Origin of the sequence: Roseomonas gilardii subsp. gilardii (genome assembly GCF_023078375.1) — a bacterium.
In the GTDB taxonomy this organism is placed as follows: domain Bacteria; phylum Pseudomonadota; class Alphaproteobacteria; order Acetobacterales; family Acetobacteraceae; genus Roseomonas; species Roseomonas gilardii.
This window is the reverse complement of sequence record NZ_CP095555.1, coordinates 67,360-92,194: the sequence shown is the minus strand read 5'-3', so window position 1 is coordinate 92,194 and position 24,835 is coordinate 67,360. Positions and strand designations below refer to the sequence as shown.

Genomic DNA, 24,835 nt, shown 5'->3' with positions numbered 1-24,835 from the left:
AACTTCCCCAGTTTCACGTGCTGCTCCATCCCGTGTGGGAAGTGACATTAACCGCGTAAGCCCTGAAGCTCCCCCTGCCCGTCACCTCCTGAGCGATCCGGGCCTTCTGCAGCCTGGCCAGGATCAGCAGCGCGCCCTGATGGGTCAGGCCGAGGTCCCTGGCCAGTTGCGGCGCGGTAACGAGTGGCCGGCGCAGCACCAGTTCCGCCGCGGTCGGCAGCGAGGAGGAGCGCCGCGCGCCTTCGGCCAGCGCGGCAAGTCGCTGCTGTGCCGCCTCCAGGCGATCCAGCACCTCCAGCCCCTTTCGCGCGGCGGCGGCCAAGCGGGTGAGGAACAGCCCCGGCCACGCGGCCGGATCCCCGGTGGGTCGCGGCAGCCGCTCCCCCGGCCCGGCCCCTGCCCAGAAGACCAGAGGCACGTGACCCAGCCGCCACCGGCGCTTCAGCAGCACGGCGGCCAGGAACAGCGCCTGTTGCGGCTCCGGTCGGGCGAGGTCGCCTTCCCCGGCCTCGCGCATCCAGCGGGCCACGGCTTCCGCGGCGAGGAGGGCCGGCACCCCCTCTCCCGCCCGCAGCCAGCCTCGCCGCCAGGCCGCGACCTCCGGGATTGCGGTGCCGGGCGGGCGGGCGGCCAGCATCAGCCGCAGCGCGTCCGGGCCGGCCGCGGCGGCTCTGCGCCGGGGCTGGGTGCCATGGCTGCGGGCGATGCCTTCGAGCACCATGGCCAGCCGCGGCTCGCGCGGGTCCAGCGCCACCCCGGCCAGGCGGTGGGCGGCCTGGATGGCGGCGAGGTGGACGCGCAGCGAGGCGGGGCTGAGGCCGCGGCCGGCGCAGGCGTAGAGGGCGAGCGTGTCGGCATCGCCCGAAAGCGGCTCGCGGCCAAACGAGCGGCACCAGCTTTGGCCGCGTGATCCAACCACAACAGCCTCCGGCGTGACGGCCGTCGGCACATCAGTGGTACCAGGAATTCAACAGCGAAGTCGACCGCCAACAACAGAGGAAGGCAAGCATCAACTTGCCTGCTGGCAAAGGGATTGCAACACTTTTGTTATGGTAAGCTGGCCGCGACGTGCATGTCACGCTGAGCTGGCGGAAGGACGGAGTGTGCTCATGGACACCGCAGCCCGAAAGGCTGACAAGATTGCGAGCGACGGCCCGGTCGCTGACTGGCACGCTGCCACCGCTGAGGCGGTCATAAAGGACCTGAACACCACGGCGGAAACCGGACTTTCCGTCGAGGAAGCGGGGAAGCGCTTGCAGCGGCATGGCCCCAACCGCCTTCCGGAAGGCCAGAAGACAGGGCCGCTGCGGAAGTTCCTCCAGCAGCTTAACAGCATACTCGTCTATGTCCTGCTCGCGGCCGGCTTCGTGAAGCTCCTGATCGGTCTCTGGCTGGATGCTGGGATCATTCTGGCCGTGGTGCTCCTCAATGCCCTGCTGGGCTTCATTCAGGAGGGCAAGGCGGAGAAAGCTCTCGATTCCATCCGCAACATGCTTTCGGCTGAGGCTCGCGTTCGCCGCGCTGGCAAGTTGCGGATCATCCCAGCCGAGGAACTGGTGCCGGGCGACATCGTGTTGCTCGAATCAGGGGACAAGATCCCAGCTGACCTGCGTCTGGTCGAGGTGAAGAGCCTGCGGACGGAGGAGGCCGCTCTTACCGGCGAGTCGGTGCCGATCGACAAGACTACCGAGATCTTGCCACGGCGGGCAACCGTGGGGGATCGGACAAACATGGCCTTCTCCGGGACACTGGTCGCCTCCGGGCGCGGGATAGGTGTGGTGGTGGCGACTGGCGCCGCGACCGAACTTGGCCGCATCAACCAGCTGATGTCCGGTGTCAGTGCCTTGGACACGCCGCTGCTGCGGCAAATCAAGAAGTTCGGCTATGTCATCACAACCGCCATCGGCATCGTCAGCGTCCTGGTCTTCCTCTTCGGCCGTTTCATTCGCGGCATGCCTTTCATCGATATCTTCCAGGCCGTGGTCAGCATCGCCGTCTCGGTGATTCCGGAGGGCCTGCCCGCACTCATCACGGTAACGCTGGCGATCGGCGTGCAGCGGATGGCACAGCGCCATGCCATTATCCGGCGCCTGCCGGCCGTCGAGACTCTGGGCTCGGTCTCCCGGATCTGCTCCGATAAGACCGGGACGCTGACACTGATGGAAATGATGGTTACCTCGGCCGTCACCGCCGGCGGCAGCTACACCGTGACGGGGCAGGGCTATGCCATGCAGGGTCAAATCCTGAAGGAGGGCGTGCCTGCGGGGGATGACGCGGCCCTGGAGGGGATGGGGCGCGTCTCCATCCTCTGTAATGACGCGGAACTGCTCGAGAAGGAGGGCACCTGGAAGGTAGAGGGCGACCCCACCGAGGCGGCGCTGTATCCCTTCGCGACCAAGGTAGGGCTGGGGCGGGAAGCGGTGCTGGCGGCGCACCAGCGCGTTGACATCATTCCCTTCGAGTCCGAGCACAAGTTCATGGCCACCCTACACCGCGATGATCAAGGGGTAGAAATGCTGCTGGTGAAGGGAGCACCGGAGGTCATCCTGCGCCACTGTGACCGGGAGTTGCTGGGCGCCGGGCAATCCGCGCCACTCTTCCTTAACACCTGGCTGGCGGCGGCGGATAAGTTGGCAGCAAAGGGCGAGCGGGTTCTTGCCCTGGCCTGGAAGCTGCAGCCTGGACTCCCGGGCGGGGAGCTGAAAGCGGCGGACCTGCCCCATGACCTCATGCTGCTCGGCCTTGTCGGCCTGCTCGATCCGCCGCGAGCCGAAGCTGTCTCTGCCGTGCGAGAATGTCATGGGGGCGGCATACGGGTCACCATGATCACGGGCGACCACAAGATCACCGCCGCCGCGATTGCTGCAATGCTCGGTATCGGAGATGGCAAGACCGCTGTGGCCGGGGTCGAGATCGAGCGGATGAACGAGGCTGAGCTGCAGGACTGCGTGCGCGACGTAGACGTCTTCGCGCGAGCCACTCCCGAGCACAAGCTACGCTTGGTCAAGGCTATTCAGGCCAATGGGCAGATCGTGGCCATGACCGGCGACGGCGTCAATGATGCGCCAGCCCTGAAGAAGGCGGATGTCGGCATCGCCATGGGCATCAAAGGTACCGAGGTGACCAAGGAAGCGGCCGAGATGGTGTTGGCCGATGACAACTTCGCCTCCATCAGCCTTGCTGTGAAGGAAGGGCGTACCGTCTACAACAATATCGAGAAGGCCATCCTGTTCATGCTGCCGACGAATGTCGCGCAGGGGCTCGTGATCATGGTTGCCATCCTGCTAGGCTTCGCACCGCCGATTACCGCGCCCCAGATCCTGTGGGTGAACATGGTGACTTCCGTCGCTCTTGGCCTCGTCATCTCTTTCGAGCCGCATGAGAAGGATGTGATGCGCCGCCCGCCACGTGAAGTCTCCCGCCCCATCCTCGACGCCTTCGGCCTGTGGCGCGTAGCCTTCGTTGGCGTAGCGCTGCTGGTGCTAACGCTGTGGGCCTTCGCCTGGATGAGGAGAGATGACGCCTCCGACGCACTCGCGCGCACCGCGGCTGTCAATGCCCTGGTGCTGGGGCAGGTCTTCTACCTTCTTAACAGTCGCTTCAAGGTCGAATCTTCACTGGATCTGAAGGTTCATCTCGACAACCGTGCCCTGCCTCTGGGCATCGGGGCAGTGGTGATCCTGCAACTGCTCTTCACCTACGCGCCGCCGTTGCAATTGCTGTTCGAGACCCAAGGCATGGGCCCCGGCACATGGCTTGGCCTCCTGTTCGCGGGAATGGTGTTCTTTTTCCTGGTTGAGACAGAGAAGATGGCCATCCGAAGGCTCTCGCGTCGCTCGGCCCGGCCTGCGCCGTGATGGTTGCTTCCGGTCAACGAGGAGACCAATTTCACTGTGGATTCAGGCCGATTTCTTGTTCAAGAGGACATGGGCTTTGTTGCCATAGGTGGACTTGTGTGCTAGGGCCGGTCCATCCTGGCCCTCAATCGCACCGGATGCTATTGTGCTGAACCAGAAGTTCGCGCTTGTATCCAGTTATTGGAAGGTGGGAGAGTTTCCGGCCAGTCCAGGAGGCCGGGATGGGACGTCGCGCGGTTGCTCTGGAGCTAAGTGAAGTGGAGCGGGCTGAGCTTTCGGCACTGGCGAGCCGTCGCCGCACCGCTCAGGCGCTGGCTGCGCGCGCCCGCATCGTGCTGGCCTGCGCCGAGGGCGAGCAGAACAAGGCGGTGGCAGCCCGGCTGGGCTTGGATGCAGCGACCGTTGCCAAGTGGCGGCGTCGCTTTGCCGGGCAGCGCCTGGACGGTTTGCGGGACGAGCCCCGCTCCGGTGCACCACGGACGGTCGAAGATGAGCGGATCGAGGCGGTGATCGTGCGCACGCTGGAGAGCCAGCCACCGGATGCGACACACTGGAGCTCACGCGGCATGGCGCGCGCGTCCGGCATGTCCGTCTCCACCGTCCAGCGCATCTGGCGCGCCTTCGGCCTGCAGCCGCACCGGCTGGAAACCTTCAAGCTCTCGACCGATCCAGACTTCGTGGCCAAGGTACGCGACGTTGTCGGCCTCTACGTCTCGCCACCCGCGCATGCCTTGGTGCTCTGCGTGGATGAGAAGAGCCAGATCCAGGCGCTTGATCGCAGCCAGCCGATGCTGCCGCTGCGTCCGGGTCAGCCCGCACGGCGCAGTCACGACTACACCCGCCATGGCACCACATCGCTATTCGCCGCCCTCGACATCGCCACCGGCCATGTGAACGGCAAATGCTACCCGCGCCATCGCGCGAGCGAGTTCCGCCGCTTTCTCGACGAGATCAAGGCCGCCGTGCCGTCCGGCCTCGACGTGCACCTCGTCATGGACAACTACGCCACCCACAAGGCACCACTGGTCCGGAGTTGGCTGGCCAGGCGGCTGCGCTGGCACGTCCACCTGACGCCCACCAGTTCCTCCTGGTTGAACCAGGTTGAGCGCTTCTTCGCACTCCTCATGGAGCGGCAGATCAGGCGAGGCATCCACCGCAGCGTCGCCGCCCTGTAGGACGCCATCAGTCGGTTTATTGACCACCACAATGCCGACCCGAAGCCCTTCCGCTGGACCAAGTCCGCCGACGACATCCTGGCCAGCATCGAACGATGCTGCGTCCGAAACACTCCACCATCTACCGAAACGGCGTGAACTTCAGATTCGGGACACTAATAGACCATAATATTAATAATGCTTTCTACATCACGTTGAGGAATTCGTTTTTCCCCGTCAATGTACAGATTGATCAAACCAAACGGTACAACCTTATCCCGAAGCGCGCGCGGCGAGGGCGCGAGCCACCCTGGAGGCTGGCTCGCGTTCCAGCGCGGCGCAGATCATGCGCCCGGCCGCGGCGAGGCGGGCGAGGTCCACACCGGTCGCGATGCCCATGCCGTCGAGCATGTAGACGACATCCTCGGTCGCGACATTGCCCGAGGCGCCCTTGGCATAGGGGCAGCCGCCCAGCCCGGCCACGGCGCTGTCCACCACCGAGACACCGAGTTCCAGGCAGGCCAGGATATTCGCCAGTGCCTGGCCGTAGGTGTCGTGGAAGTGCAGCGCCAGCTGTTCCAGCGGCACCTGCTCCGCCACGATCTCCAGCATCCGCCGCGCGGCGAGCGGCGTGCCCGTGCCGATCGTGTCGCCGAGCGAGATCTCGTAGCAGCCCATGCGGTGCAGCGCCGCCGCGACGCGCGCCACCGCCTCCGGCGCCACCCGGCCTTCGTAGGGGCAGCCGAGCACGCAGGAGACATAGCCGCGCACCCGCAGCCCGGCGGCGAGCGCCTGTTCCACCACCGGGGCGAAGCGCTCCAGGCTCTCGGCGATGGAGCAGTTGATGTTGGCGCGCGAGAAGCTTTCCGAGGCCGCGCCGAAGACCGCGATCTCCCGCGCCCCGGCGGCCAGCGCCGCTTCCAGCCCCTTCAGGTTCGGCACCAGCACGGGGTGGCCGACGCCCGGGCGCGGCGCGATCCCGGCCAGGACTTCCGCCGTGCCGGCCATCTGCGGCACCCATTTCGGCGAGACGAAGCTGCCCGCCTCGATGCTGCGCAGCCCGGCATCGGCCAGCGCCTCGATCAATGCGATCCGCGTGGCGACGGAAACCGGCCGCGCCTCGTTCTGCAAGCCGTCGCGCGGACCCATCTCCACAATGCGGACTGTCGGAGGAACTTTCATGCTCTCAGCCTGCGATCAGCTTGACGATACCGGGTACGGTAAGAACCGCGGCGTAGTAGCACATGAACTGTACGCCGGTGTTCAGTCCCAGCACGCGATACAGCGTGCCGCCGACCAAGCCCACTGCGAGGATGACCATCAGTGCCAGAAGCCCGCCTTCCCAGACGCCGATCACCAGTACCAAGCCCACGAAAGTGGCGATGATGGCCTCGTGGCTCAACCTGTAGGACACGAAGGCAGCCGCGCTTCGCGCGTAGTTCATTGCGAAGGGATAGGCGATCAGGGCCGCCAGAATGACGGCGATGATGCCATAGCCGAGGAACTGCCAGGGTGACATCATGGTGTGCAGGTTATGGATCTCTCCCGTGGCACTGTTGATGGTAAAGACCGGCGGAGCGTTGAACAGTGGTGCAGCTGGCCCTGCGGCAACCGGCGATAACGGCAGGCCGAAGGCAATCAACGGGATGAGCGCTTCGGCGATATAGGTTGCCTCGGTCACTCCGTTGCGGGCCGCCAGTACCGAAGTCAATCGGTGATAGGCGTGTTTGACGCGCGATCCTACAACCTCGCCCATCATCACCGTCATTGCCACCGGCGAGAAGACGAAAGTGGCTGAGGAGATAGCAGCGGTGGCGACCGTCCAGGCAGTCTGCGAGGGATCGAGCACGCGGAACGGGTTGGGGAAGTAGCCACCCCAGGACTTCACGTCCGGTGCCAGAACGAAACTCCGCGGCTTCTCCCGCAGCATGCGTGGCCGATCGATGGGCGACAGCACCGAAAATAGGTCGGCGACCAGGGGTCCGATGGCGATGCCAAGGAAGTAGCTAACCGACAGGCTAATCCCGTAGCCACGGGTCAGTGTCTGCAACGCGACGATCATCAGCACGAAGGGAACGAGTGCGGCAACAGCCGACCAACGGCCAGGCGAGAAGTATGCGACAAGAATCGCCGCAGCGAGGAAGATCCAGGGCGCAGCACTTGTAATAGCTGCACCGAAAGGTGCCAGCAGCACGGCAAAGAGCACAGCCAGTGGTACTGCCACGAAGGCGGCAATGATGGCACCCGATATCATCTTGCGTAGCGCTATGTGTGGAACACCAAGGTTCCTCAGACTGGTGGCCTGCTGCATCAATGGTACCGCCAGCGTGTCACCGGGAATGCCCAGCAAGGCCGTCGGCACCGCATGGGTCATGTGCTTGGACACGGCGGCGGCAAGCCAGAACGTGAAGACACCGACCGGAGGGACGCCCAGCAGCACGATGAGCAGGGTGATGGGCGCGAGGGTTGTCGTCTCGTCCGTGCCTGAGATCAAGCCGATAGCACTGAACAGCACCGCTCCAGCCAGACCCATGGCAACCGCGGTCACGATCTCCATAACCAGGTCGCCGGTCATACCCGGGCCCCTTCTGCCTGGGTCGTAAGCTTCGCCTCGTACCGCACGAAGCTGTCGTAGAGACCGAGTTCATGCATCTCTGCCTGCACGCTAGCAGGCAGATCGGCGATGCGGCCAAGTCCTTGCGCTTCCATCGCCAGTTTTTCCAATGTCGCCTCCCGCCAGGCGTCGTCATGCGCCTGTTCGCTGAGATCACGCTTGGGCACGAACAGCCGGGCACACACCGCGCCGGCAATGATGCAGCCGATCAGCCCGAAGAGCATCGCATAGGTCTTGGCGATTTGCGGCGTGGCAACGAAGCCCGACAGGATCCAACGAGCGCCGAAGTAGCACGCCAGCGCGATGAGCGCACCGATCACCACCGACTTCCCCAGATCCTTCAGAACAACGGTGTCGCCCCAGACCTCCGCGTAGGGCCATGCGGCACCGTCCGGCCTGGCACCGGACGGAGCGGTGGCACGGAGGGGGTGTGCATCCATGGTCTCATTTCTCCCCACGTAGCTTGGCCAGTTCGGCCAGGGCAACGTCCTGGCGGACTTGTTTCTTCTCGATCAGGATCCTCGCCAGCCTCGCCACTTCCTCTCCGACCGCACCAACCGCAATGGCCACGTTGTTGGCATGCAGCGACATATGACCCTGCTGGATGCCGACGGTGGCCAGCGCCTTCATCGCACCGAAGTTCTGGGCCAAGCCGATGGCGGCCATGATGCGCGCAAGCTCCTCGGCTGACGTCACACCCAGAATTTTGAGGCAGGCCTGGGCGGTAGGATGGATCTTGGTTGCGCCGCCGATGAGGCCCACGGCCAGCGGTAGCTCGATCGTGCCGACGAGATTGCCATCTTGGTCGGATTCCCAGCTGGTCAGGCTGGTGTAGCGTCCCTTTCGGGCGGCATAGGTGTGGGCGCCGGCCTCTACGGCCCGGGTATCGTTGCCCGTGGCCAGCACCACGGCGGAGATGCCATTCATGATGCCTTTGTTGTGGGTCGAGGCACGGTAGGGGTCCGCTTCGGCGAAGTGGTAGGCGGAGATCATGCCGTCTCGCACGGCAGAGCCACCGATCGCCTCAACTGGCCAGACGGCGCGTGCTCGTGCCAGGCGGCGGTCGGCAAGGTTGGACAGGATCCGGAGATAGACCTTGCCGCCACCCCAGGCCTCGATTCTCGGAGCCAGCCGCTCGGCCATCGTATTGACCGCATTGGCGCCCATGGCATCACGTGTGTCGACGACGATATGGGTGACCACCATTGGGCCGCTCTTGCTGTCGATCAGGCGGACCTCGACGTCGCGGAAGCCACCACCCAGCTTGAGCAGCATGGGGTCGCAATCGTTACAGATCGCGGCGATCTCATCCTTGCGCTCCAGGATGCGGATGCGGGCGTCCTCGGGGTTGGGAACGCCGACCATCTGGATCTGCGCGATCATGTCCATACCGGACATGGACGTGATGAAGCCGCCGGCGTCATAGCACTGGCGGGCCGAGTTGCAGACCGCCGCGACCACCGAGGACTCTTCGGTCGCCATCGGGACCAGCACGTCGCGACCATCGACTTTCACGTTCGTGGCGATGCCAACGGGGATGCTGATTGTCGAGATGACGTTCTCGATCATGTGGTCGGCCAGATGCGGGTCGATGTTGCCGGCTTTGCCAAGCTGCCCCGTCATGGCGGCATCGAGCCCGGCGAAGGCCGCGACCTGAGCCAATCGCTCTTCAGCCGACATCTTGTGGAACCCGCTGATGCGGGCGTTGCGCGGTGCGTTGGGAAGCTGGCTCGACATGATCACCCTAGCATCTGTCGCCGGCGTGATGGCCGGCAGGCCTTGAACACGGCCATGGGCAAGGGTGCGTCAACGCGCCTCGGACCTCCCCCATGGTTCTTTCGCCGCCATTCTGCTGGCGGTATGGTTATAAAGCTGTCCCAGGACGATTTCTGGAACAAGGGACGGTTGGCGACCATCATGTCAGGACTGTCATGGTAGAATCACTGGGTCAATTTCGGGGGAACGATCACCCCATATCCCGTGTCGAGGCTATCGTCCGGGCAGTGTCTCTTCGCATCGACGAGGGTGCCCTGCAGTCTGGCGACCGCCTGGCCTCGATCCGCAAAGCGGCCCTCGAGCATCGCGTATCCAAGAACACCATGGCGGAGGCCTACGATAGCCTGGTGGCCTTGGGACGGATCGAGGCACGGCCGGGCTCTGGCTACTACGTCCGGAGCAAGCCGTCGGCCCAGGCCGCCCAGCCCCGAAAACATGTTGTGGAGGCGTTGGACCTCGTCTCCCTGCTACGCGAGCAACTCGACCAGCACTATGAACTGAGGCCAGGCGACGGCCGTCCACCGGCCTGCTGGATGGAAGGTTCGGAAATCGGTGTGCAGTTCGGACGCGCCAACCTGTTACGTGGCAAGGCGGTCGAACACGGCTATGGCAGTTCCTGGGGATTCGGGCCACTGCGCGAGCACATCGCCTTGTCGCTGACCGAGCGCGGCATCCGTTGTGCTCCGAAGCAGGTGCTGATGACGCACGGCGCCAACCACGCTCTCGACCTGATCATGCGGCACCTGCTGGAGCCGGGCGACACCGCCTTCGTTGATGATCCGGGCTATTACCCGCTTTTCGGCAAGCTTCGGCTGAGCAAGGTGAGGGTGGTCGGTATCCGGCGCTTGGCTGACGGTCCCGACCTGATGGATCTGGAGGAAAAACTCGCTACCGAACGACCCAAGGTCTTCTTCACCCAGTCGCTGGCACATAATCCCACGGCTGGAACGCTGTCATTGCCCACTGCCTACGGATTACTACTGACGGCTGAGCGCCACGGCTTCCATATCGTGGAGGACGACCCCTTCGCCGATATCCTGCCGGCAACCAGGCCCCGCCTGGCAGGATTCGACCAGTTGAACCGCGTGCTTTACGTCGGAACCTTCTCCAAAACGCTTTCTGCCTCATTGAGAGTCGGATATGTCGCCGCTCAACCGGCGCTGGCGGATGCGCTGGCGGATATCAAACTACTGACCGCGGTTGCGACCTCCGACCATGTCGAGCGGCAAGTCTTTGGCCTGATTGCCGGCGGCCACTATCGACGGCACCTACGCCGGCTGCAAACTCGCGTGGAGGCGGCGACGGCGCAGGCTCTGGACGAACTGCACGCCCTTGGTCTGCCGGTGGCTGCGCCTGTGGATCGCGGCTTCTACCTTTGGCTTGAAATGCCACCAGGCACTGATGAGGCGCGACTATGCCGGATGGCAGCCGAGCGCAGCATCTTTCTCGCACCCAGCACTGTATTCCGACCAGATCGCCAGGCAGGTACCGCCGCCTTTCGGATCAACGTCGCGCATGCCAGTGACCCACGTTTGTTGGCGTTCTGGCGCGATGTCCAGCCTAGCTAGTGAGAAGCGATTATTCTTTACGCGCCGCAATACGCCGAACAGGAGGTTGCTTGAACAACGATGAATTTGTTCTGCTCCGTCTCGAGAGAGACTACCGCGAGCAGTACGGCATCCCGGACGCATATCTGCCTGTACCAATGCCGATGGCAGCCGATCTGCCACCCGAAGTGTTGCTGCGCCTGCTCCAGGAGCACGCAGCTTCATCGCCGACCTGGCAAACCTTCGAACCAGCTTGGTCACGTCTGGCAGAAGAGTTGGGTCGGGGCATGTCGGATAAGGCGGTGTTGGATATTGGCACAGAGGACTGGTGTTTGTCTCTACGCACGGTGGATCTGAGTCAGGAGATCGTCACGCTACAGCGAGGCGAGCACCTGATCGCCGCCATCACACCTCAGGAAGATGGCGGTCTGGGAGTAGCGTCGTACCGTCCGCTGGACCAACGTGCCCTGAGCCTGCTGACCGGCATGGCCATCCGGCCCTCCCTGGACGGTTCTGTCGCTATGCGGCCGAACAACTGGGAGTACGCCCGTGATCAATCTGCCGGCATAGGGCAGGCTTACGCCGCTGATGAAGGCATCACATACATCTCGTATTGGGAACACGGCCTCGGTCTAAGCCACAATGGCAGCATTGTGGAGATCTGGCACGAGCAGCGATCCCTGAATGCACGATCGTCAGCCGCGATTGCCGCAGAGCTGAGGACTTTCGCTCTCTGGCCCAAAATCCCACGTCTCAAGCTATCACTGGACGATCTCAGGCTTACCGAAACTTCGTCCGGTGACTTGGTGCCACGGTGACAATGCGGCGTTGTCCGGCGTGATCAAGCCGATCACTGCTACTGCGAAGCATGACCGCTTCCAGCATCATCCAGACCGCCCGCTCCATCGGCAACCCTGAGCTTGGTGCACAGATGCCGCTCAGGGCCGCCCGCCACATCAAGTCTGAGGCAGAGCCACCCCACCTCAGACTGACATCCGGCCTAGAGTCTGTCAGATTGTTTCTGAATCGAGAATTGACTTCTGCGACGCGGGGCGGCCGTGATTCAAGATGGCTGCTGGATGGGAGGCCAGCGGCGATGGCTCGAGCCCTTTCCCTGGATTTGCGGATCCGTGTGGCAGCTGCGTTGGCTGGTGGGTCGACGGTTCGAGAAGCGGCGAAACGCTTTGGCGTCTCGGTCGCCAGTGCGGTACGGATTGGTCAACTTGCCCGATCCGGGCATGGTCTGGCGGCCCGCAAGGTGGGGGGCAATCGTCGGCCGAGACTGCTGGATGCGACCGAAGCATTGACCAGCCGCCTTGCGGCGAAGTCGGATTGGACCGTGCGGGCACTTGCCGCCGACCTGAAGGCCGGCGGCATCGACGTGTCGCATGACACGGTCTGGCGTTTTATGCGCCGCCAAGGCCTCACCTTCAAAAAAAACTTTGCTGGCAAGCGAGACGGAACGGCCGAGCCTGGCGCGTCTGAGGGCCCGTTGGCGGACCCGTCAACATCGGTTTGATCCGGCCCGCCTGGTCTTCATTGACGAGACATGGGTGAAGACCAACATGACCCGCACACGAGGCTGGAGCCTGCGCGGGGCGCCGCTCCTGGCCAAGGTGCCGCACGGGCACTGGAAGACGCTGACGTTCCTGGCCGGATTGCGGCACGATCGCATCGTCGCCCCCTGCGTCATCGACGGACCGATCAACGGCTTGTCCTTCACAGCATGGGTGCGACAGTTCCTGCTGCCGACCCTCGGGCCGCGAGACATCGTCATCGCCGACAACCTTGGCAGTCATAAGGGAAAACCAGCCCGCGATGCGATCCGGAGCGTCGGTGCCAGGCTGCTCTTCCTGCCGCCCTACAGCCCCGACCTCAACCCGATCGAGATGGTCTTCGCCAAGCTCAAGACCCTCCTGCGAAAGGCCGATGAACGCTCCATCGATGCCACCTGGCGCAAGATCGGCGACTTGCTCTTGACCTTCACCGCCGACGAATGCGCCGCATACCTCCGCCATGCCGGCTATGCTTCTATTTGAACCTGACAGACTCTAGCTGCGCGTCGCCGGCACCTGGATCAGCAGGCAGAGCAGCGCCGCGAGGATCGGCCCCGCGGCGAGCGTAAGCAGCGCGGGGGTGAAGCTCTGCGTCGTGTCGCGGATCCAGCCAACCAGGTACGGACCCGCGAAGCCGCCGATCTGCGCGAAGCCGTTGATCGCCGCAAGACCGGCTGCCGCAGCCGCCCCCGTCAGAAACTGTGTCGGCAGTGACCAAAACACGCCCAGCACGGCCCATACCCCGAAGGCCGCGGCACAGAGGAGCAGCAGCCCGGTCATCGGGGACGGCGCGAGCCCGCTCGCCGCAAGGAACAACCCACCCCCAAGGGCGGACAGGGCAGTATGCCATTTGCGCTCCCCCGTGCGGTCGGAGCTGCGCGCGACCAGCAGGAGGCCGATTGTCGCGAACACGAAAGGGATTGCGGTCACGAAGCCAGTCTGCAGGTCCGACAGCCCGCCGATGGAACGCACGATCTGCGGCAGCCAGAGCACCACGCCATACACCGCCATGGCGTTGAACATGTAGATCAGTGTCAGCAGCCAGACCCGCCAATCGCGGAAGATCGCCCGGTACTCATGCGTGCCGACGGCCGCGATCTCCCGGTTCTCGCGCTCCAGCTCAGCCACCAGCCAGCCCCGCTCGGCAGCGTCGAGCCAGCGCCCGTCCTGTGGCCGGTCCACCAGGTAGAAGTAGGTGACCACGCCGAGGATGACGGCCGGCAGTCCCTCCAGGATGAACAGCCACTGCCAGCTGGCGAGCCCATGCCAGTTCGGCACGCTGGCCAGGATCCAGCCGGAGATGGGCGCTCCGATCACCGTGGACAGAACGGTCGCCGTCATGAAGCCCGCGGTCGCCCGGGCGCGGTCTCGCGCCGGAAACCAGTAGGTCATGTAGAGCAGGATGCCCGGCACAAACCCGGCCTCGGCGGCACCCAGCAGGAAGCGCAGGATGTAGAACGAGGTCTCGCCGCCGATGAAGGCCATGCCACAAGACAGGAGACCCCAGCTCACCATGATCCGTGCGATCCAGATGCGCGCACCGACCCGGTGCATGACCATGTTGCTGGGGATCTCGAAGGCGATGTAGCCGAGGAAGAACACGCCGGCACCAAAGCCGTAGGCCGTCGCTGACAACCCAAGGTCGCGGTTCATGTGTATGGCGGCGAAGCCGACATTCACGCGGTCCAGATAGTTTATGATGAACAGGACGAAGCAGTAGAACACGATCCGCCAGCGCAGCTTGCCCATCACCCGGCCGCGGATGTCCTCGCTGCTGCCCTCAGTCGCCACGGTGGCGAAGGACGACATCTGGTTTCCCCCTTTTTGTTCTGTTGGGTCGCCCGTCCGGGCGGGATCAGTAGGTCGCCCGCCCGCCCGAGACGTCGAACACGCCCCCTGTCGTGAAGGAGCATTCCTCCGAGGCCAGCCAGCAGATCAGGGCGGCCACCTCTTCGATGGCGCCGAACCGGCCCATCGGGATCTTGGACAGCATGAAGTCGATATGCGCCTGGCTCATCTGCTCGAAGATCGCGGTGCGCACCGCAGCCGGGGTGACGCAGTTCACCGTGACCCCCGACTTCGCGAGTTCCTTGCCCAGCGACTTGGTCAGCCCGATGACGCCGGCCTTGGATGCGCTGTAGGCAGGAGCGTTGGGGTTGCCCTCCTTGCCGGCGATGGAGGCGATGTTGACGATGCGGCCGTAGCCCTTCTTCAGCATGAACGGCACCACCGCCTTGTCGCAGTGGAAGACGCCATCGAGGTTGACCGCCATCACCCGCCGCCACTCATCAACCGGGTAGGTCCAGGTGGTGGTATTGGGCCCGGTGATGCCGGCGCTTGCCACCAGCACGTCGATGCTCCCAAGCCGCTCGGCCGTCGCATGAGCCGCTGCTTCCACCTCCGGCCAGTTGGAAACGTCCAGGGCGATCCCGACCGCTTCCGGGCCGAGCGCCGCACGCGCCACCTCGATCGCGGCGGAATCACGGTCCCAGGCCGCCACCCTGCCGCCCTCGGCGACGATGCGCCGGGCGACCGCGAGGCCGATGCCGGCCGCGCCGCCGGTGACGACCGCAACGCGGCCGGCGAAACGGGTGTCATCCGCCATCACACTGTCTCCCGATCGGGGCCAGAGGCGGACTGCGTATGTATGGCGGATAGAGGACATGCGCGGAAACGCATCGGATAGTCACTCCCATTTCTTTTATACCATAATATGGTATATTAATCTATTATGTGGTATATCTGACGGCCCGTGCACGCAGGTGTCAAGCAGGCACGCGTTGGGCGAAGGAATCATGGACAGCAAGAAACGGCATCCCGGCAGGCCACGGACCACACCTGCGACAGAAGGGGCGCAGACGCTGCTCCGCGGCCTCGACGTCATGGAGGCCGTGGCGGCGGGGGCAACGGATCTTCCTGCACTTGCGGAAGCGCTGGGCACCACCCGGACTACCACCCACCGGCTCGCCTCCGCCCTCGTGGCCCGGCGCTACCTCGGCTTCTCACCAGGTAGTGGCTACTGCCTCGGCCCCAAGCTCGGCGAACTCGGGCTACGCTTCCGCCGCACCCTGCCGCTGCACCAGGCGGCGCAGCCGTTCCTCAGCAGGCTCGCGGCACAGACGCTGGACACGGTGCAACTCGGCATCCTGGACGAAGGCAGTGTGCTCTATCTCGACAAGGTGCCCGGTGGCCGGCCGTTTGAGATCCGCTCGGCAGCCGGCGACCGGCATCCCGTCTGGAGTACGGGCTTGGGCAAGGCGCTGATCCTCGACCTGCCGGAAGCGCAGTGGGAAGAGTTCGTCGGCCGCGGTCGCGCCGGCCCGGTGCCGGTCAGCGGCAAGGCGCGGCGCGAGTGGTTGGAGCGCATGCGGCTCTACGCAGCCCGGGGGGTGGCCTTCGACCTCGGGGAGAACGAGCCGGAGCTGTTCTGCGTTGCCGCCCCCATCCGTGACGCGAGCGGCGAAATCGTCGCAGCGGTCAGCGTGTCCAGTCTGCTGCCCTACATGCAGCCAGAGCGGATGGAAGTGCTGTCTGGCGAGGTGCGTGCCGCCGCTGCTGAGATCAGCCGCTCCCTGGGCTGGCATGGGGAGGTGGTGAAGACAGTGCCGGACGATGGGGAGCGTGCGTGGAAAGCCTGAACGGCAACCGCCATTAGGAGGCGGGCACCTACGACGCACCGCGCTCCAGCACCTCGGTGGTGCTCAGGCGGCCGTTGATCCGCCCGCGCCGCGCCAGCACGGCGACGGGTATGCCCGGCCGTAGCGCTTCGGGCTGCACCGAGGCCGCCATCCACGCGGATGACGGAGCCGGTGATGTAGGAAGCCCTGGCACTGGCCAGGAACGCGACAGCATCCGCGTATTCCTCAGGCTTACCGTAGCGGCCGATGGGAATGGACCCGGTGCTCTCGCCGGACACCTCCTCCACCGTCCGGTTCTCGCGCTTTGCCTTCTGCTCATCCAGGAAGCGGATACGGTCGGTCGCGATGCGGCCGGGCAGGATGATGTTCGCGGTGATGCCGTCCCGGCCCACCTCGCGCGCGAGGGTCTTTGACCAGCCGAGCAGTGTCGAGCGCAGGGCATTCGACAGGCCGAGATTCGGGATCGGAGTGATCATGCCGGACGAGGTGCTGGTGATGATCCGCCCCCAGCCTGCCGCCCGCATACCCGGCAGCACCCGGTCGGTAATAGCGACGACGGAGAGGACCATGGCGTTGAAGTGCTTCGCCCAGATGGCGGGGTCCTGTCCTGACACCGGCGTCGGCGGCGGACCGCCGGTGTCGTTGACGAGGATACCCACCGGGCCACGCTGCTCCTCGATGGAGCGGATCTGGCTGTCGATGGCAGCCAGATCGGCCAGGTCTCACACCAGCGTGTGGATCGTGCCGCTGACAGCGGACACGGCCTGCCGCGTCCCTTCCAGGGCTTCGGCGCTGATATCGGCCGCCGTGACCTTCGCACCCTCGCGGGCCAGGGCGACCGCGATCGCCCAGCCGAGGCCGCCGCCCAGCACCAGAGCGGAGCGGCCCTCAATCCCGAGATCCATGTGCGCGTCCTTTCTCAGGCCACCAGCTTCGCGGCGCGTTGGTCCTGGCGTGCGAGACGGGCAAGCAGATACTCGACTTCGCTTTTCGCCTTGGCGGTCATGGCCTGGGCAGGCTTGCGCTGCGCGTCCGAGGCGATGATCCCGCGCCGCGCCATAACGTATTTTCGGATGGCGAGCCCGACGCCAGGCTGCTGCTCGTAGCGGAGCAGGGGAAGATGAGCATCGAACAGGTCGTGCGCCTCGTCCCGGCGCCCTTCGCTCTGCAGGCGGACGACATCCACCAGCATGTCCGGGAAGGCATATCCCGTCATCGCCCCATCGGCCCCTCGCTCTACCTCGAAGTCGAGGAACAGGCCGCCATTGCCGCACAGGATGGAGACGGGGCGCATCGATCCGTCCGCCTGCCAGCCGCGCAGGGCACTGATCTTCTCCAGCCCTGGCCAGTCCTCGTGCTTGAGCATGACGCAGGACGGCAGTTCGGTGACGATGCGGCGAATGACCCCTGGTGTCATCACAACGGAGAAGTTCAGCGGATAGTCCTGGATCACCCAGGGAATATCATCCCCGATCGCCTCGATGGCCTGGCGGTAGTATCCGACGATCTGGTCGTCGGTGCGAAGGGTGTTCGGAGGGGCGATCATCACCCCTGCCGCGCCGGCATCCATGGAGGCCCGCGCCAGGCTCCGCATGGCGGCGAAGCCAGGAGCCGAGACACCGACGATCACCGGGAGGTCCTGGGCCTTCCGGATGAAGCGGATCGCGACCTCCAGCGCCTCGGCTCCGTCCAGCTTCGGGGCTTCTCCCATCACGCCGAGGACCGTCAGCCCGGTTGCCCCGACAGACCGGTAGAAGTCCGTCATGCTGTCGATGGAGGTGAAATCGATACGCCCATCCGCGTGGAACGGTGTGGGAGCGATCGGGAACACGCCCCGGGCCGTGTGGTTCAGTGCCATGTGCCTGTCCAGGTTTCTCGTGCCTGAAGGCTAGACCAAGGATGGTGTCGGAAAAACCCCAATAAGGCACCATCAAATGATGGAAAATCCGGCGTTCTGGGCATAGCTATGCGGCGGACCCCTGACACGCCGACCACAGGTGCGGTACGCATGAACACGCGCTTCCTCGCGACCCTGGTTGCCATCGCCGAAACGGGGTCGCTGGCGGGTGCCGCGCGTCACCTCAATCTGGCAAATGCGTCAGTGAGGGAACAGATCCAGTCCCTGGAAAGGGATCTGGCGGTACCACTTCTGGTGCGGCGAGGCCGCGCCCTTGTGCTGACAGAAGCCGGTCAGGCCGTGCTCGATCAGGTTCGGGACATCCTTTCGAAGGTGGATGATCTGAAGCACATCGTTCAGCTTGGGAAACTGCGCGGCCAGTTGCGTGTGGGCTCGATCTCGACCGCCCTGACCAATGTCGTGCCTCAGGCGCTGAAGATCATCACGGAGCGACATCCTTCCGTCGAGATCAAGGTGGTTCCAGGCACTTCGGCACATCTCTACCGGAGATTGGAGCATGGCGAACTGGATTGCGTTCTCATGGTGCAACCACCGTTCGGCCTACCGAAGGGAATGACCTGGCACGAGATCCGCCGCGAGCCTCTTACGCTCTTCGTGCCCTCCGGCAACCGGCTGAGGAAGGTCGATGAAGCGCTTCGGTCAGCCCCGTTGATCAGGATGGATCGGGACGCCTGGACCGGCCATATCGTGACATCCTATCTCAAGGACCGGAACCTTTCCCTGCCGGAAATCTTCGAGATGGATGCGCTGGAGGCCATCATCATCCTGGTGGGGCAGGGCCTGGGCGTCACGCTGCTGCCGGACTGGGGTGTCAGAGGCCACGCCGCTTCCGGTGTCCGGAAGATCCCTGTCGATGAAGGCCGGTACTATCGCTCGGTTGGACTGGTCGCTCCCCGGGGGCCCCGTGACTCCCTCATCCTCCTGCTGGTCCAGGCCTTGCGCGAAGGGTTGAGCGAACAGCCATCTCCCGCGCGCTAGCCTCGCCGGACCGGGGTCGTGTTGCCACTTCCTGCGCAAGCACCGGGCGGCGAGTTCATGCCTTCTGCCCCACGTCGCCCGGGGGCGGTCGCTCATCGTGGGATTCACCGATCTCGGACTCGAAGGCGACGAGATTTTCGAAGACACGCACGAGATCCCGCTTCAGCCGCTCTGATTCTTCCCGGGTGAAGCCGCGCAGGGCCAGGGCCTCGTGCTGCACGGCCAGCGGCATCAGTTCCTCCACCAGGCTACTGCCTTGCGCCGTGAGATTGATCTCCACCGCGCGGCCGTTATCCTCCGGCCGCTGGCGGGAAACGAGCTTCCTCGCCACCATGGTGCTGATCAGCCGCGAGAGGGTGGACATTTCCACCGATGTCACTTCGGCCAAATCTCCCAGCCGCTGGTCACCCTGCATCCGGAGCGCGGCCATCACCCGGTACATCGGCAGGGTCACCCCATAGGCTTCCAGCCGGCGGGAGAAGACCTCTCCCATCCGGACGCCCACGCGGTTGACGAGATAGGGGAAGGATTCGGTCAGCCGGTACATGCGGTCCCCTCGGTATTAAAAAACATGCATAAGCAAAATTTGCATTTGCAAATATCAAGGTGCGGTGGTTAGGCTGCGTGCCGGAAAGACCTGCGCCAAGCAAGCATTCCGGAGGAAGATATGACGTCCCCTGCTGCCACGCCCCCCGGCGTGCCCGCTGCCTTTCGTGCCGCCATGCGGCGCTTCGCATCCACGGTGACCGTTGTCACGGCCTGCGACCATGCACGCCGGCATGGCATGACGGCCACCGCTGTCACCTCGCTCTCCATGGAGCCTCCATCGCTGCTGGTCTGCATCCACCGGCAAACCCTGTTGCACGACATCCTGCTGCGGGCCCCCCGTTTCTGCGTCAATGTGCTGCACAGTGCCCAGGGCCATGTCTCCGCGGCCTTCAGCGGCGGCGTGCCGCCTGAGCGCCGTTTCGATGGGGATGAGTGGCAGGACAGCGAGGAAGGCGTGCCCTTCCTGCTTGGCGCGCAGGCCAACCTGTTCTGTCGCAAGGCCGCCGCCATTCCTTATGGCACCCATCTCATCCTCGTCGGCGAAGTGGAGAAGGCAGAACTGCATGAAAGCAGCTCGCCTCTGCTTTACCACGACGCGGGCTATTGCGTCGCCGCGCCCGCCGCCTAGCGACCGGAGAAGACCCCCAATGAACCAGATCTCCCTTACACCCCGTCTCCCGCACGAGCAGGCCGGGGACATTTCCGCCGTGCTGAAGGCCGCCATCCGCCATCTCCTGCCGGAGATCCGCTCCCGTGCCGCGGAGGCCGAGCGCCGGCGCCAGGTGCCAGACGAGAACGTCGTCGCCCTGCGCGAGGCCGGGCTGTTCCGCACCGTGCAGCCACGTGCCTTCGGTGGCCTTGAGCAGGACTTCGCCATCCTCGCCGATCTCATCATGGATGTGGCGGGCGCCTGTCCTTCGACCGGGTGGGCCTGTGGCTTGTTGGCCGCGCACCAGTGGCTGATCGCGAGCTTCCCCGAGGCAGCACAGCGCGACGTGTGGGGGGGCAATCCCGATGCCACCGCCTGCGCCTCCTACGCGCCCACCGGCAAGGTGCGGCCTGTGGAGGGCGGCTTCCGCCTTGATGGCCGCTGGGCCTTCGCCAGCGGTTGCGATGCCGCCGACTGGGCCATCTGCTCCGTGCTCATCCCGGCCGGCGAGGAGGGAGTGCCACCCGTCCTTTCCTTTCTGCTGGTGCCGAAGGCCGACTTCACGATCGACGATACCTGGCACGCGGTGGGCCTCGCCGGCACCGGCTCCCGCACCGTGGTGGTAGAGGACGCCTTCGTGCCCGTCCACCGTGTGTTGCAGGTGCGGGATACCGGCACCGGCAGGACTCCGGGCCGCGACTTCCATGGCGTGCCGCTCTACGCGATGCCGATGCTCTGCAACATTCCCTCCTGCCTTGCCGCCACGGCGGTGGGGGCGGCCGCCGGTGCGTTGGAAAGCTATCTCGACATGACGAGCCATCGCATCACGCGCGGTGCGGTGGCCGGCGGTGGCAATCGCATGGCGGAATTCCCCACCATCCAGTTGCGCGTCGCCGAGGCAGCCGCTTCCGTCGATGCCGCGCGGGAAATCCTGCTGCGAGACCTCCGTGCCCGCGCCGAGACCGCCCGGGCGGGCGAGGAGATCTCGGTGGAGGACCGCATCGCGAGCCGCCGGGGGCAATCCTTCGCCACCGGCCTCGCCCTGCGTGCGGCGGAAGCGCTGAATGCCTCCACCGGCGGCCAGGGACTGGACCTCGCCAATCCGGTGCAGCGGGCCTGGCGCGACGTGAACGCGGTCGGCCGCCATATCAGCCTGAACTGGGATGCGGTGGGCAGCATGGCCGGCCAGTTCGCCCTGGGCCTTGAGCCGAAGGGGCAGTACTGACATGCCCTTCGCCTCCATCCGCGGCACCAGTCTCTACCATGAGGTTCTGGGCGAAGACGGTCCCTGGGTGATGCTGTCCCCGGGCGGCCGGCGCAGCCTGGACGAGATGCGGGACATTGCCGGCGTCATTGCCGACGGCGGCTGCCGCGTCCTGCTGCATGACCGCCGCAACACCGGCCGCTCCGGTGTCTCCATCGAGGACACGGCCAGCGAGTTCGAGGTCTGGGCTGACGACGCCGTGGCCCTGATGCGGGGGCTGGGTGCGGAGCAGGCCATCCTCGCCGGCTCATCCTCCGGTTGCCGCATGTCGATCCTGATGGCGCTGCGCCATCCGGGCATCGCCCGCGCCCTGTTCCTGATGCGCCCGACCGGCGGAGAGTTCGCCGTCCGACGCTTGGCCCGGCGCTACTACACGATCTTCATCGAGGCCGCCGAGCGCGGTGGCATGGCCGAGGTCATCCGCACCGATCATTTCCGTGACCTGGTCGAAGCGGAACCCACCCGCGCCGATACCCTGCTCGCGGTTCCGCCCGAGCGCTTCATCCGCATCATGCGCCAGTGGCGCGACAGCCTGGAGCAGGGCCTGCATACGCCCATCCTCGGCGCGACGGAGGCGGAGTTGCGGCAGCTCGATCTGCCCACCTGCATCGTACCCGGCAACGACAACACCCACTCTCGTGCCACGGGCCTGCTGCTCGCCGGCATCATGCCGGATGCGGAGCTGGACGAGCTGGAGACCCGCCACCAGGACGTGGACATCGTGCCGATGACGGCCTGGCTGGACGCGGAGACGCTGGGACGCTCGCTGCTGGGCTTCGTGCGCCGCCGCGCCCTGACCGGAGAGGCCGTGACATGAATGCCGCCTGTAGGAAGAACGAGAGGAACGCAAGGATGATCCTGATCTCCAATGGGGGCGAGAACGCGCATCGCGTCGCCTCCCCCGGTGGCAGCATGGCCATCGGCACGGTCGATGGCGTCTTCCTGCTGGAAAGCCGGAGCGCGCAGAACTGGTTCCTGCGCGGCCGTGCGCTGGAGGGGATCTTCGTCAGCGGGCTGACACAACTGGAGAATGGCGCGCTCTTCGCCGCCACCCATGGCTGTGGCGTTGCGCGGAGCGATGATGCGGGGCAGAGCTGGCGCTTCGTCAACAACGGCATCACGCAGTTCGACGCCTGGGCCATCCGCAGCGGGCGCCTGCGGGGTGAGGAGGTGCTGATCGCCGGCACCATGCCCGCCGCGCTCTTCATCAGTCGCGACGGCGGTGAAAGCTGGGCGGAGCTGACGGCGCTGCGCGAGGTGCCGGATGCACATCGCTGGTTCTTTCCGCCGCCGCCGCACCAGGGCCATGTGAAGGAGATCGTCATCCAGGGCGACCGCCTCTATGTCGGCATCGAGGTGGGCGCGCTGCTGGTTTCGGAAGATGGCGGCAACAGCTTCCGCGCTCTGCCGGTGGACCCAGACCCGGCCGAGGTCGATATGCACCGCATCGCCGTGCATCCCGACCGGCCCGGCCGGATCATCGTCTCCAACGGCCTGGTCGGCATGATGGAAAGCCATGACGACGGCGCCAGTTGGCAGCGCAACGCTTTTGCCGCGGAACTCGACTATCCAGAGCCGATGGTCGCGCATCCTGACCAGCCGGACCTGATCTTCGTCGGCGGCGCGGTGGGCTGGCCGCCGCACTGGTACCGGCTGGGCCGTGCCCGGGGCCGCATCGCCCGCAGCATCGATGGCGGGAAGAGCTGGACGACATTGCTGGGTGGGCTGCCGAATGGTCAGCGCGCCATGTGGGGCGGGCTGACGCTGGAGGCATGGTCCGATGGATATGCCCTCTATGCCGCCGATACGGATGGCCAGGTCTTCGCCAGCCGCGATGGCGGCGAGAGCTGGTGCATGATCGCCGAGGTCGCGCCCGTATCGAAGGGCGACTTCTATCGCGGCTTGGCCAAGGGGCGCCCGCGCATCGCCAATGTGGACGACATGATGTTCTTCGACGCGGCCAAGGAGCGCATGGGCAAGGTCGAGGTCTGACGACGACAGCCGCGCCCGTCATCCGCCGCAGAGCGGAGCGGGCGCGGTCACCCGCAAAAAGAACCAAAGGGAACGGACATGTTCAAGGAAGGCAGCAACCGGCGCGGATGGAGCATCGCGCTGGCTTCGGCGCTGGCTTTGATCGTCGGCCAGGGCTCCATCAACGTCTTTGCCGCCGGCGTGTTCCTCAAGCCTGTCTCGCAGGAGCTGGGCTTCGGGCGCGGCACCATGGCGGCGGCCATCGGCATCTCCAACCTCATGGCGGCACTGGCGACGCCCTTCTTCGGCCGCTTGCTCGATCTTTATGGCGTGCGGCGGCCGTTGCTGGTCTCCATCGTGCTCTTCGCCGCCGCCACGGCGGCCATGTGCTTCCTCAACGCCTCGCCGGCCATGGTGTTCTTCCTCTATGCCCTGGCCGGACTGTGCAGCGTCGGCCAGAATCCGACCTCCTATTCCAAGGTCGTTACGCGTTGGTTCGACCGGCAGCGCGGCCTTGCCCTCGGTGTCACACTGGCTGGCGTGGGAATGGGCACGGCGCTGGTGCCCATGGCCTCCGAATTCATGATCCGCAGCATAGGCTGGCGGCTGGGCTATGTCGGCCTCGGCCTCGGAATCATGATCCTGGCTTTCCTGCCGGCCTTGCTGGTGGTCCGGGAACCGACCGCGGTGGAGGCTCCGCACATGCATGGCGCGGGCAGTTCCGGCGCCAGCTTCGCCGAGGCGGCGCGGATGTGGCGCTACTGGGCCATGGTCGCGGCCTTCTGCATCGCTGCCTTTGTCATCAACGGCACACTGGTGCATGTGGTGCCGATGCTGACCGATCGCGGCATCCCGCCGGCACTCGCCGTGACCGCCATGACCGGGGCGGGGCTGGCGCTGATCGTTGGGCGGCTCTTCGCGGGCTGGCTGATGGACCGCGTCTTCGCCCCCTATATCGGCGTCTTCTTCCTGATCTGCCCTCTGGCGGGGTTGCTGCTTCTGGGCAGCGAGGCCGCCTATCCCTGGCCCCTGGTGGGGACGGTGCTGCTGGGCCTCGGTATCGGCGCCGAGATCGACCTGATGTCCTTCCTCATCGGCCGCTACTTCGGCACGCGCGCCTTCGGGGCGCTCCACGGCACGATGTTCTCCTTCGTCATGCTGGGGCAGGCAGCCGGGGCGGGGGCGCTGGGCTGGACCTTCCAGGCGCTGGGCTCCTACGAGACGGCCTTTATCGGCCTTGAGGTGCTGCTGGTTATCGCCTCCGCGCTGCTCCTGGTGCTTGGGCCTTACATCTACCCGCCCCCGGCACGCATCCTACAGACGACCAGGGTCATTGCTCCGCAACACTGAGAGCCTTGCTGGCC

20 protein-coding genes and 2 pseudogenes are annotated in these 24,835 nt (G+C 65.3%); 12 read left to right on the top strand and 10 right to left on the bottom strand.

Annotated features, from left to right (window positions below; translation table 11 throughout):
- Positions 1-13: 13 nt before the first annotated feature.
- A complete protein-coding gene (locus tag MVG78_RS19915) occupies positions 14-949 on the bottom strand; it encodes a helix-turn-helix domain-containing protein (RefSeq protein ID WP_247560951.1) in 936 nt (311 codons plus the stop codon).
- 160 nt (positions 950-1,109) lie between these two features.
- On the opposite strand from MVG78_RS19915, the gene MVG78_RS19910 reads away from it, so the two are divergent.
- Positions 1,110-3,857, top strand: coding sequence for an HAD-IC family P-type ATPase (locus MVG78_RS19910; protein WP_247560950.1), 2,748 nt, complete (start codon positions 1,110-1,112; stop codon positions 3,855-3,857).
- 221 nt (positions 3,858-4,078) lie between these two features.
- A pseudogene (locus MVG78_RS19905) lies at positions 4,079-5,170 on the top strand (IS630 family transposase).
- Positions 5,171-5,284: 114 nt separating this feature from the next.
- Here the strand turns inward: MVG78_RS19905 and MVG78_RS19900 are convergent.
- Genes MVG78_RS19900 through MVG78_RS19885 form a run of 4 tightly spaced genes read right to left on the bottom strand, consistent with a single transcriptional unit; the run spans position 5,285 to position 9,362 of the window.
- On the bottom strand, positions 5,285-6,193 hold the full coding sequence (locus tag MVG78_RS19900) for a hydroxymethylglutaryl-CoA lyase (RefSeq protein WP_247560949.1): 909 nt from the start codon (positions 6,191-6,193) through the stop codon (positions 5,285-5,287).
- Positions 6,194-6,197: 4 nt separating this feature from the next.
- Entirely contained in the window at positions 6,198-7,586 is a 1,389-nt protein-coding gene (locus MVG78_RS19895) for a tripartite tricarboxylate transporter permease (RefSeq protein WP_247560948.1), read from the bottom strand.
- Positions 7,583-8,065 (bottom strand): hypothetical protein, encoded by a 483-nt coding sequence (locus tag MVG78_RS19890; protein ID WP_247560947.1) that lies wholly within the window; start codon positions 8,063-8,065, stop codon positions 7,583-7,585. Before MVG78_RS19890 ends, MVG78_RS19895 begins: the two co-directional genes overlap by 4 nt.
- 4 nt (positions 8,066-8,069) lie before the next feature.
- The gene (locus tag MVG78_RS19885; RefSeq protein ID WP_247560945.1) at positions 8,070-9,362 is read right to left on the bottom strand and encodes a hydroxymethylglutaryl-CoA reductase, degradative; all 1,293 of its coding nucleotides are present in this window, start codon (positions 9,360-9,362) and stop codon (positions 8,070-8,072) included.
- A gap of 266 nt (positions 9,363-9,628) precedes the next feature.
- Between MVG78_RS19885 and MVG78_RS19880 the strand changes: the two genes are divergently transcribed.
- From MVG78_RS19880 to MVG78_RS19870, 3 genes are all read left to right on the top strand, one after another.
- The gene (locus MVG78_RS19880) at positions 9,629-10,969 is read left to right on the top strand and encodes an aminotransferase-like domain-containing protein (RefSeq protein ID WP_345892901.1); all 1,341 of its coding nucleotides are present in this window, start codon (positions 9,629-9,631) and stop codon (positions 10,967-10,969) included.
- A 50-nt stretch (positions 10,970-11,019) separates the two neighbouring features.
- Entirely contained in the window at positions 11,020-11,766 is a 747-nt protein-coding gene (locus MVG78_RS19875; RefSeq protein WP_247560942.1) for a hypothetical protein, read from the top strand.
- A 278-nt stretch (positions 11,767-12,044) separates the two neighbouring features.
- Positions 12,045-12,987 (top strand): IS630 family transposase gene (locus MVG78_RS19870; protein ID WP_247558396.1). Its coding sequence is split into 2 segments (ribosomal slippage): positions 12,045-12,380 and positions 12,382-12,987, totalling 942 coding nucleotides; the frame shifts between segments, so codons are not numbered across the junction.
- A 12-nt stretch (positions 12,988-12,999) separates the two neighbouring features.
- Here MVG78_RS19870 and MVG78_RS19865 read toward each other — a convergent pair.
- Entirely contained in the window at positions 13,000-14,313 is a 1,314-nt protein-coding gene (locus MVG78_RS19865) for an MFS transporter (protein WP_247560941.1), read from the bottom strand.
- Positions 14,314-14,359: 46 nt separating this feature from the next.
- The gene (locus tag MVG78_RS19860; protein WP_247560940.1) at positions 14,360-15,109 is read right to left on the bottom strand and encodes an SDR family NAD(P)-dependent oxidoreductase; all 750 of its coding nucleotides are present in this window, start codon (positions 15,107-15,109) and stop codon (positions 14,360-14,362) included.
- Positions 15,110-15,299: 190 nt separating this feature from the next.
- On the opposite strand from MVG78_RS19860, the gene MVG78_RS19855 reads away from it, so the two are divergent.
- On the top strand, positions 15,300-16,142 hold the full coding sequence (locus MVG78_RS19855) for an IclR family transcriptional regulator (RefSeq protein WP_247560939.1): 843 nt from the start codon (positions 15,300-15,302) through the stop codon (positions 16,140-16,142).
- A 140-nt stretch (positions 16,143-16,282) separates the two neighbouring features.
- Here MVG78_RS19855 and MVG78_RS19850 read toward each other — a convergent pair.
- Together MVG78_RS19850 and MVG78_RS19845 are read right to left on the bottom strand one after the other, a co-directional pair.
- Positions 16,283-17,047, bottom strand: a pseudogene (locus MVG78_RS19850) (SDR family oxidoreductase); the annotation flags it as partial.
- A gap of 14 nt (positions 17,048-17,061) precedes the next feature.
- Entirely contained in the window at positions 17,062-18,000 is a 939-nt protein-coding gene (locus MVG78_RS19845) for a dihydrodipicolinate synthase family protein (protein ID WP_247560938.1), read from the bottom strand.
- Between the two features lie 150 nt (positions 18,001-18,150).
- On the opposite strand from MVG78_RS19845, the gene MVG78_RS19840 reads away from it, so the two are divergent.
- Complete coding sequence (locus tag MVG78_RS19840) at positions 18,151-19,038, top strand: LysR family transcriptional regulator (protein WP_247560937.1); 888 nt, start codon at positions 18,151-18,153, stop codon at positions 19,036-19,038.
- 55 nt (positions 19,039-19,093) lie between these two features.
- Here the strand turns inward: MVG78_RS19840 and MVG78_RS19835 are convergent, their stop codons facing one another.
- Positions 19,094-19,585, bottom strand: a complete 492-nt coding sequence (locus tag MVG78_RS19835; protein ID WP_247560936.1) for a MarR family winged helix-turn-helix transcriptional regulator — start codon at positions 19,583-19,585, stop codon at positions 19,094-19,096.
- A 120-nt stretch (positions 19,586-19,705) separates the two neighbouring features.
- Here MVG78_RS19835 and MVG78_RS19830 point away from each other — a divergent pair, with 120 nt between their 5' ends.
- From MVG78_RS19830 to MVG78_RS19810, 5 genes are all read left to right on the top strand, one after another.
- Entirely contained in the window at positions 19,706-20,215 is a 510-nt protein-coding gene (locus MVG78_RS19830) for a flavin reductase family protein (protein WP_247560935.1), read from the top strand.
- A 19-nt stretch (positions 20,216-20,234) separates the two neighbouring features.
- On the top strand, positions 20,235-21,461 hold the full coding sequence (locus tag MVG78_RS19825; protein WP_247560934.1) for an acyl-CoA dehydrogenase family protein: 1,227 nt from the start codon (positions 20,235-20,237) through the stop codon (positions 21,459-21,461).
- 1 nt (position 21,462) lies between these two features.
- The gene (locus MVG78_RS19820) at positions 21,463-22,317 is read left to right on the top strand and encodes an alpha/beta fold hydrolase (RefSeq protein WP_247560933.1); all 855 of its coding nucleotides are present in this window, start codon (positions 21,463-21,465) and stop codon (positions 22,315-22,317) included.
- Positions 22,318-22,352: 35 nt separating this feature from the next.
- Positions 22,353-23,492, top strand: a complete 1,140-nt coding sequence (locus MVG78_RS19815) for a WD40/YVTN/BNR-like repeat-containing protein (protein ID WP_247560931.1) — start codon at positions 22,353-22,355, stop codon at positions 23,490-23,492.
- 78 nt (positions 23,493-23,570) lie between these two features.
- Positions 23,571-24,821 (top strand): MFS transporter, encoded by a 1,251-nt coding sequence (locus MVG78_RS19810; protein WP_247560929.1) that lies wholly within the window; start codon positions 23,571-23,573, stop codon positions 24,819-24,821.
- Positions 24,822-24,835 lie beyond the last annotated feature (14 nt).

Coding starts and splice junctions, on each gene's coding strand:
- MVG78_RS19910 (WP_247560950.1), top strand. CDS start 1,110: ATGGACACCGCAGCCCGAAAGGCTGACAAGATTGCGAGCGACGGCCCG.
- MVG78_RS19900 (WP_247560949.1), bottom strand. CDS start 6,193: ATGAAAGTTCCTCCGACAGTCCGCATTGTGGAGATGGGTCCGCGCGAC.
- MVG78_RS19895 (WP_247560948.1), bottom strand. CDS start 7,586: ATGACCGGCGACCTGGTTATGGAGATCGTGACCGCGGTTGCCATGGGT.
- MVG78_RS19890 (WP_247560947.1), bottom strand. CDS start 8,065: ATGGATGCACACCCCCTCCGTGCCACCGCTCCGTCCGGTGCCAGGCCG.
- MVG78_RS19885 (WP_247560945.1), bottom strand. CDS start 9,362: ATGTCGAGCCAGCTTCCCAACGCACCGCGCAACGCCCGCATCAGCGGG.
- MVG78_RS19865 (WP_247560941.1), bottom strand. CDS start 14,313: ATGTCGTCCTTCGCCACCGTGGCGACTGAGGGCAGCAGCGAGGACATC.
- MVG78_RS19860 (WP_247560940.1), bottom strand. CDS start 15,109: ATGGCGGATGACACCCGTTTCGCCGGCCGCGTTGCGGTCGTCACCGGC.
- MVG78_RS19855 (WP_247560939.1), top strand. CDS start 15,300: ATGGACAGCAAGAAACGGCATCCCGGCAGGCCACGGACCACACCTGCG.
- MVG78_RS19845 (WP_247560938.1), bottom strand. CDS start 18,000: ATGGCACTGAACCACACGGCCCGGGGCGTGTTCCCGATCGCTCCCACA.
- MVG78_RS19840 (WP_247560937.1), top strand. CDS start 18,151: ATGAACACGCGCTTCCTCGCGACCCTGGTTGCCATCGCCGAAACGGGG.
- MVG78_RS19835 (WP_247560936.1), bottom strand. CDS start 19,585: ATGTACCGGCTGACCGAATCCTTCCCCTATCTCGTCAACCGCGTGGGC.
- MVG78_RS19830 (WP_247560935.1), top strand. CDS start 19,706: ATGACGTCCCCTGCTGCCACGCCCCCCGGCGTGCCCGCTGCCTTTCGT.
- MVG78_RS19825 (WP_247560934.1), top strand. CDS start 20,235: ATGAACCAGATCTCCCTTACACCCCGTCTCCCGCACGAGCAGGCCGGG.
- MVG78_RS19820 (WP_247560933.1), top strand. CDS start 21,463: ATGCCCTTCGCCTCCATCCGCGGCACCAGTCTCTACCATGAGGTTCTG.
- MVG78_RS19815 (WP_247560931.1), top strand. CDS start 22,353: ATGATCCTGATCTCCAATGGGGGCGAGAACGCGCATCGCGTCGCCTCC.
- MVG78_RS19810 (WP_247560929.1), top strand. CDS start 23,571: ATGTTCAAGGAAGGCAGCAACCGGCGCGGATGGAGCATCGCGCTGGCT.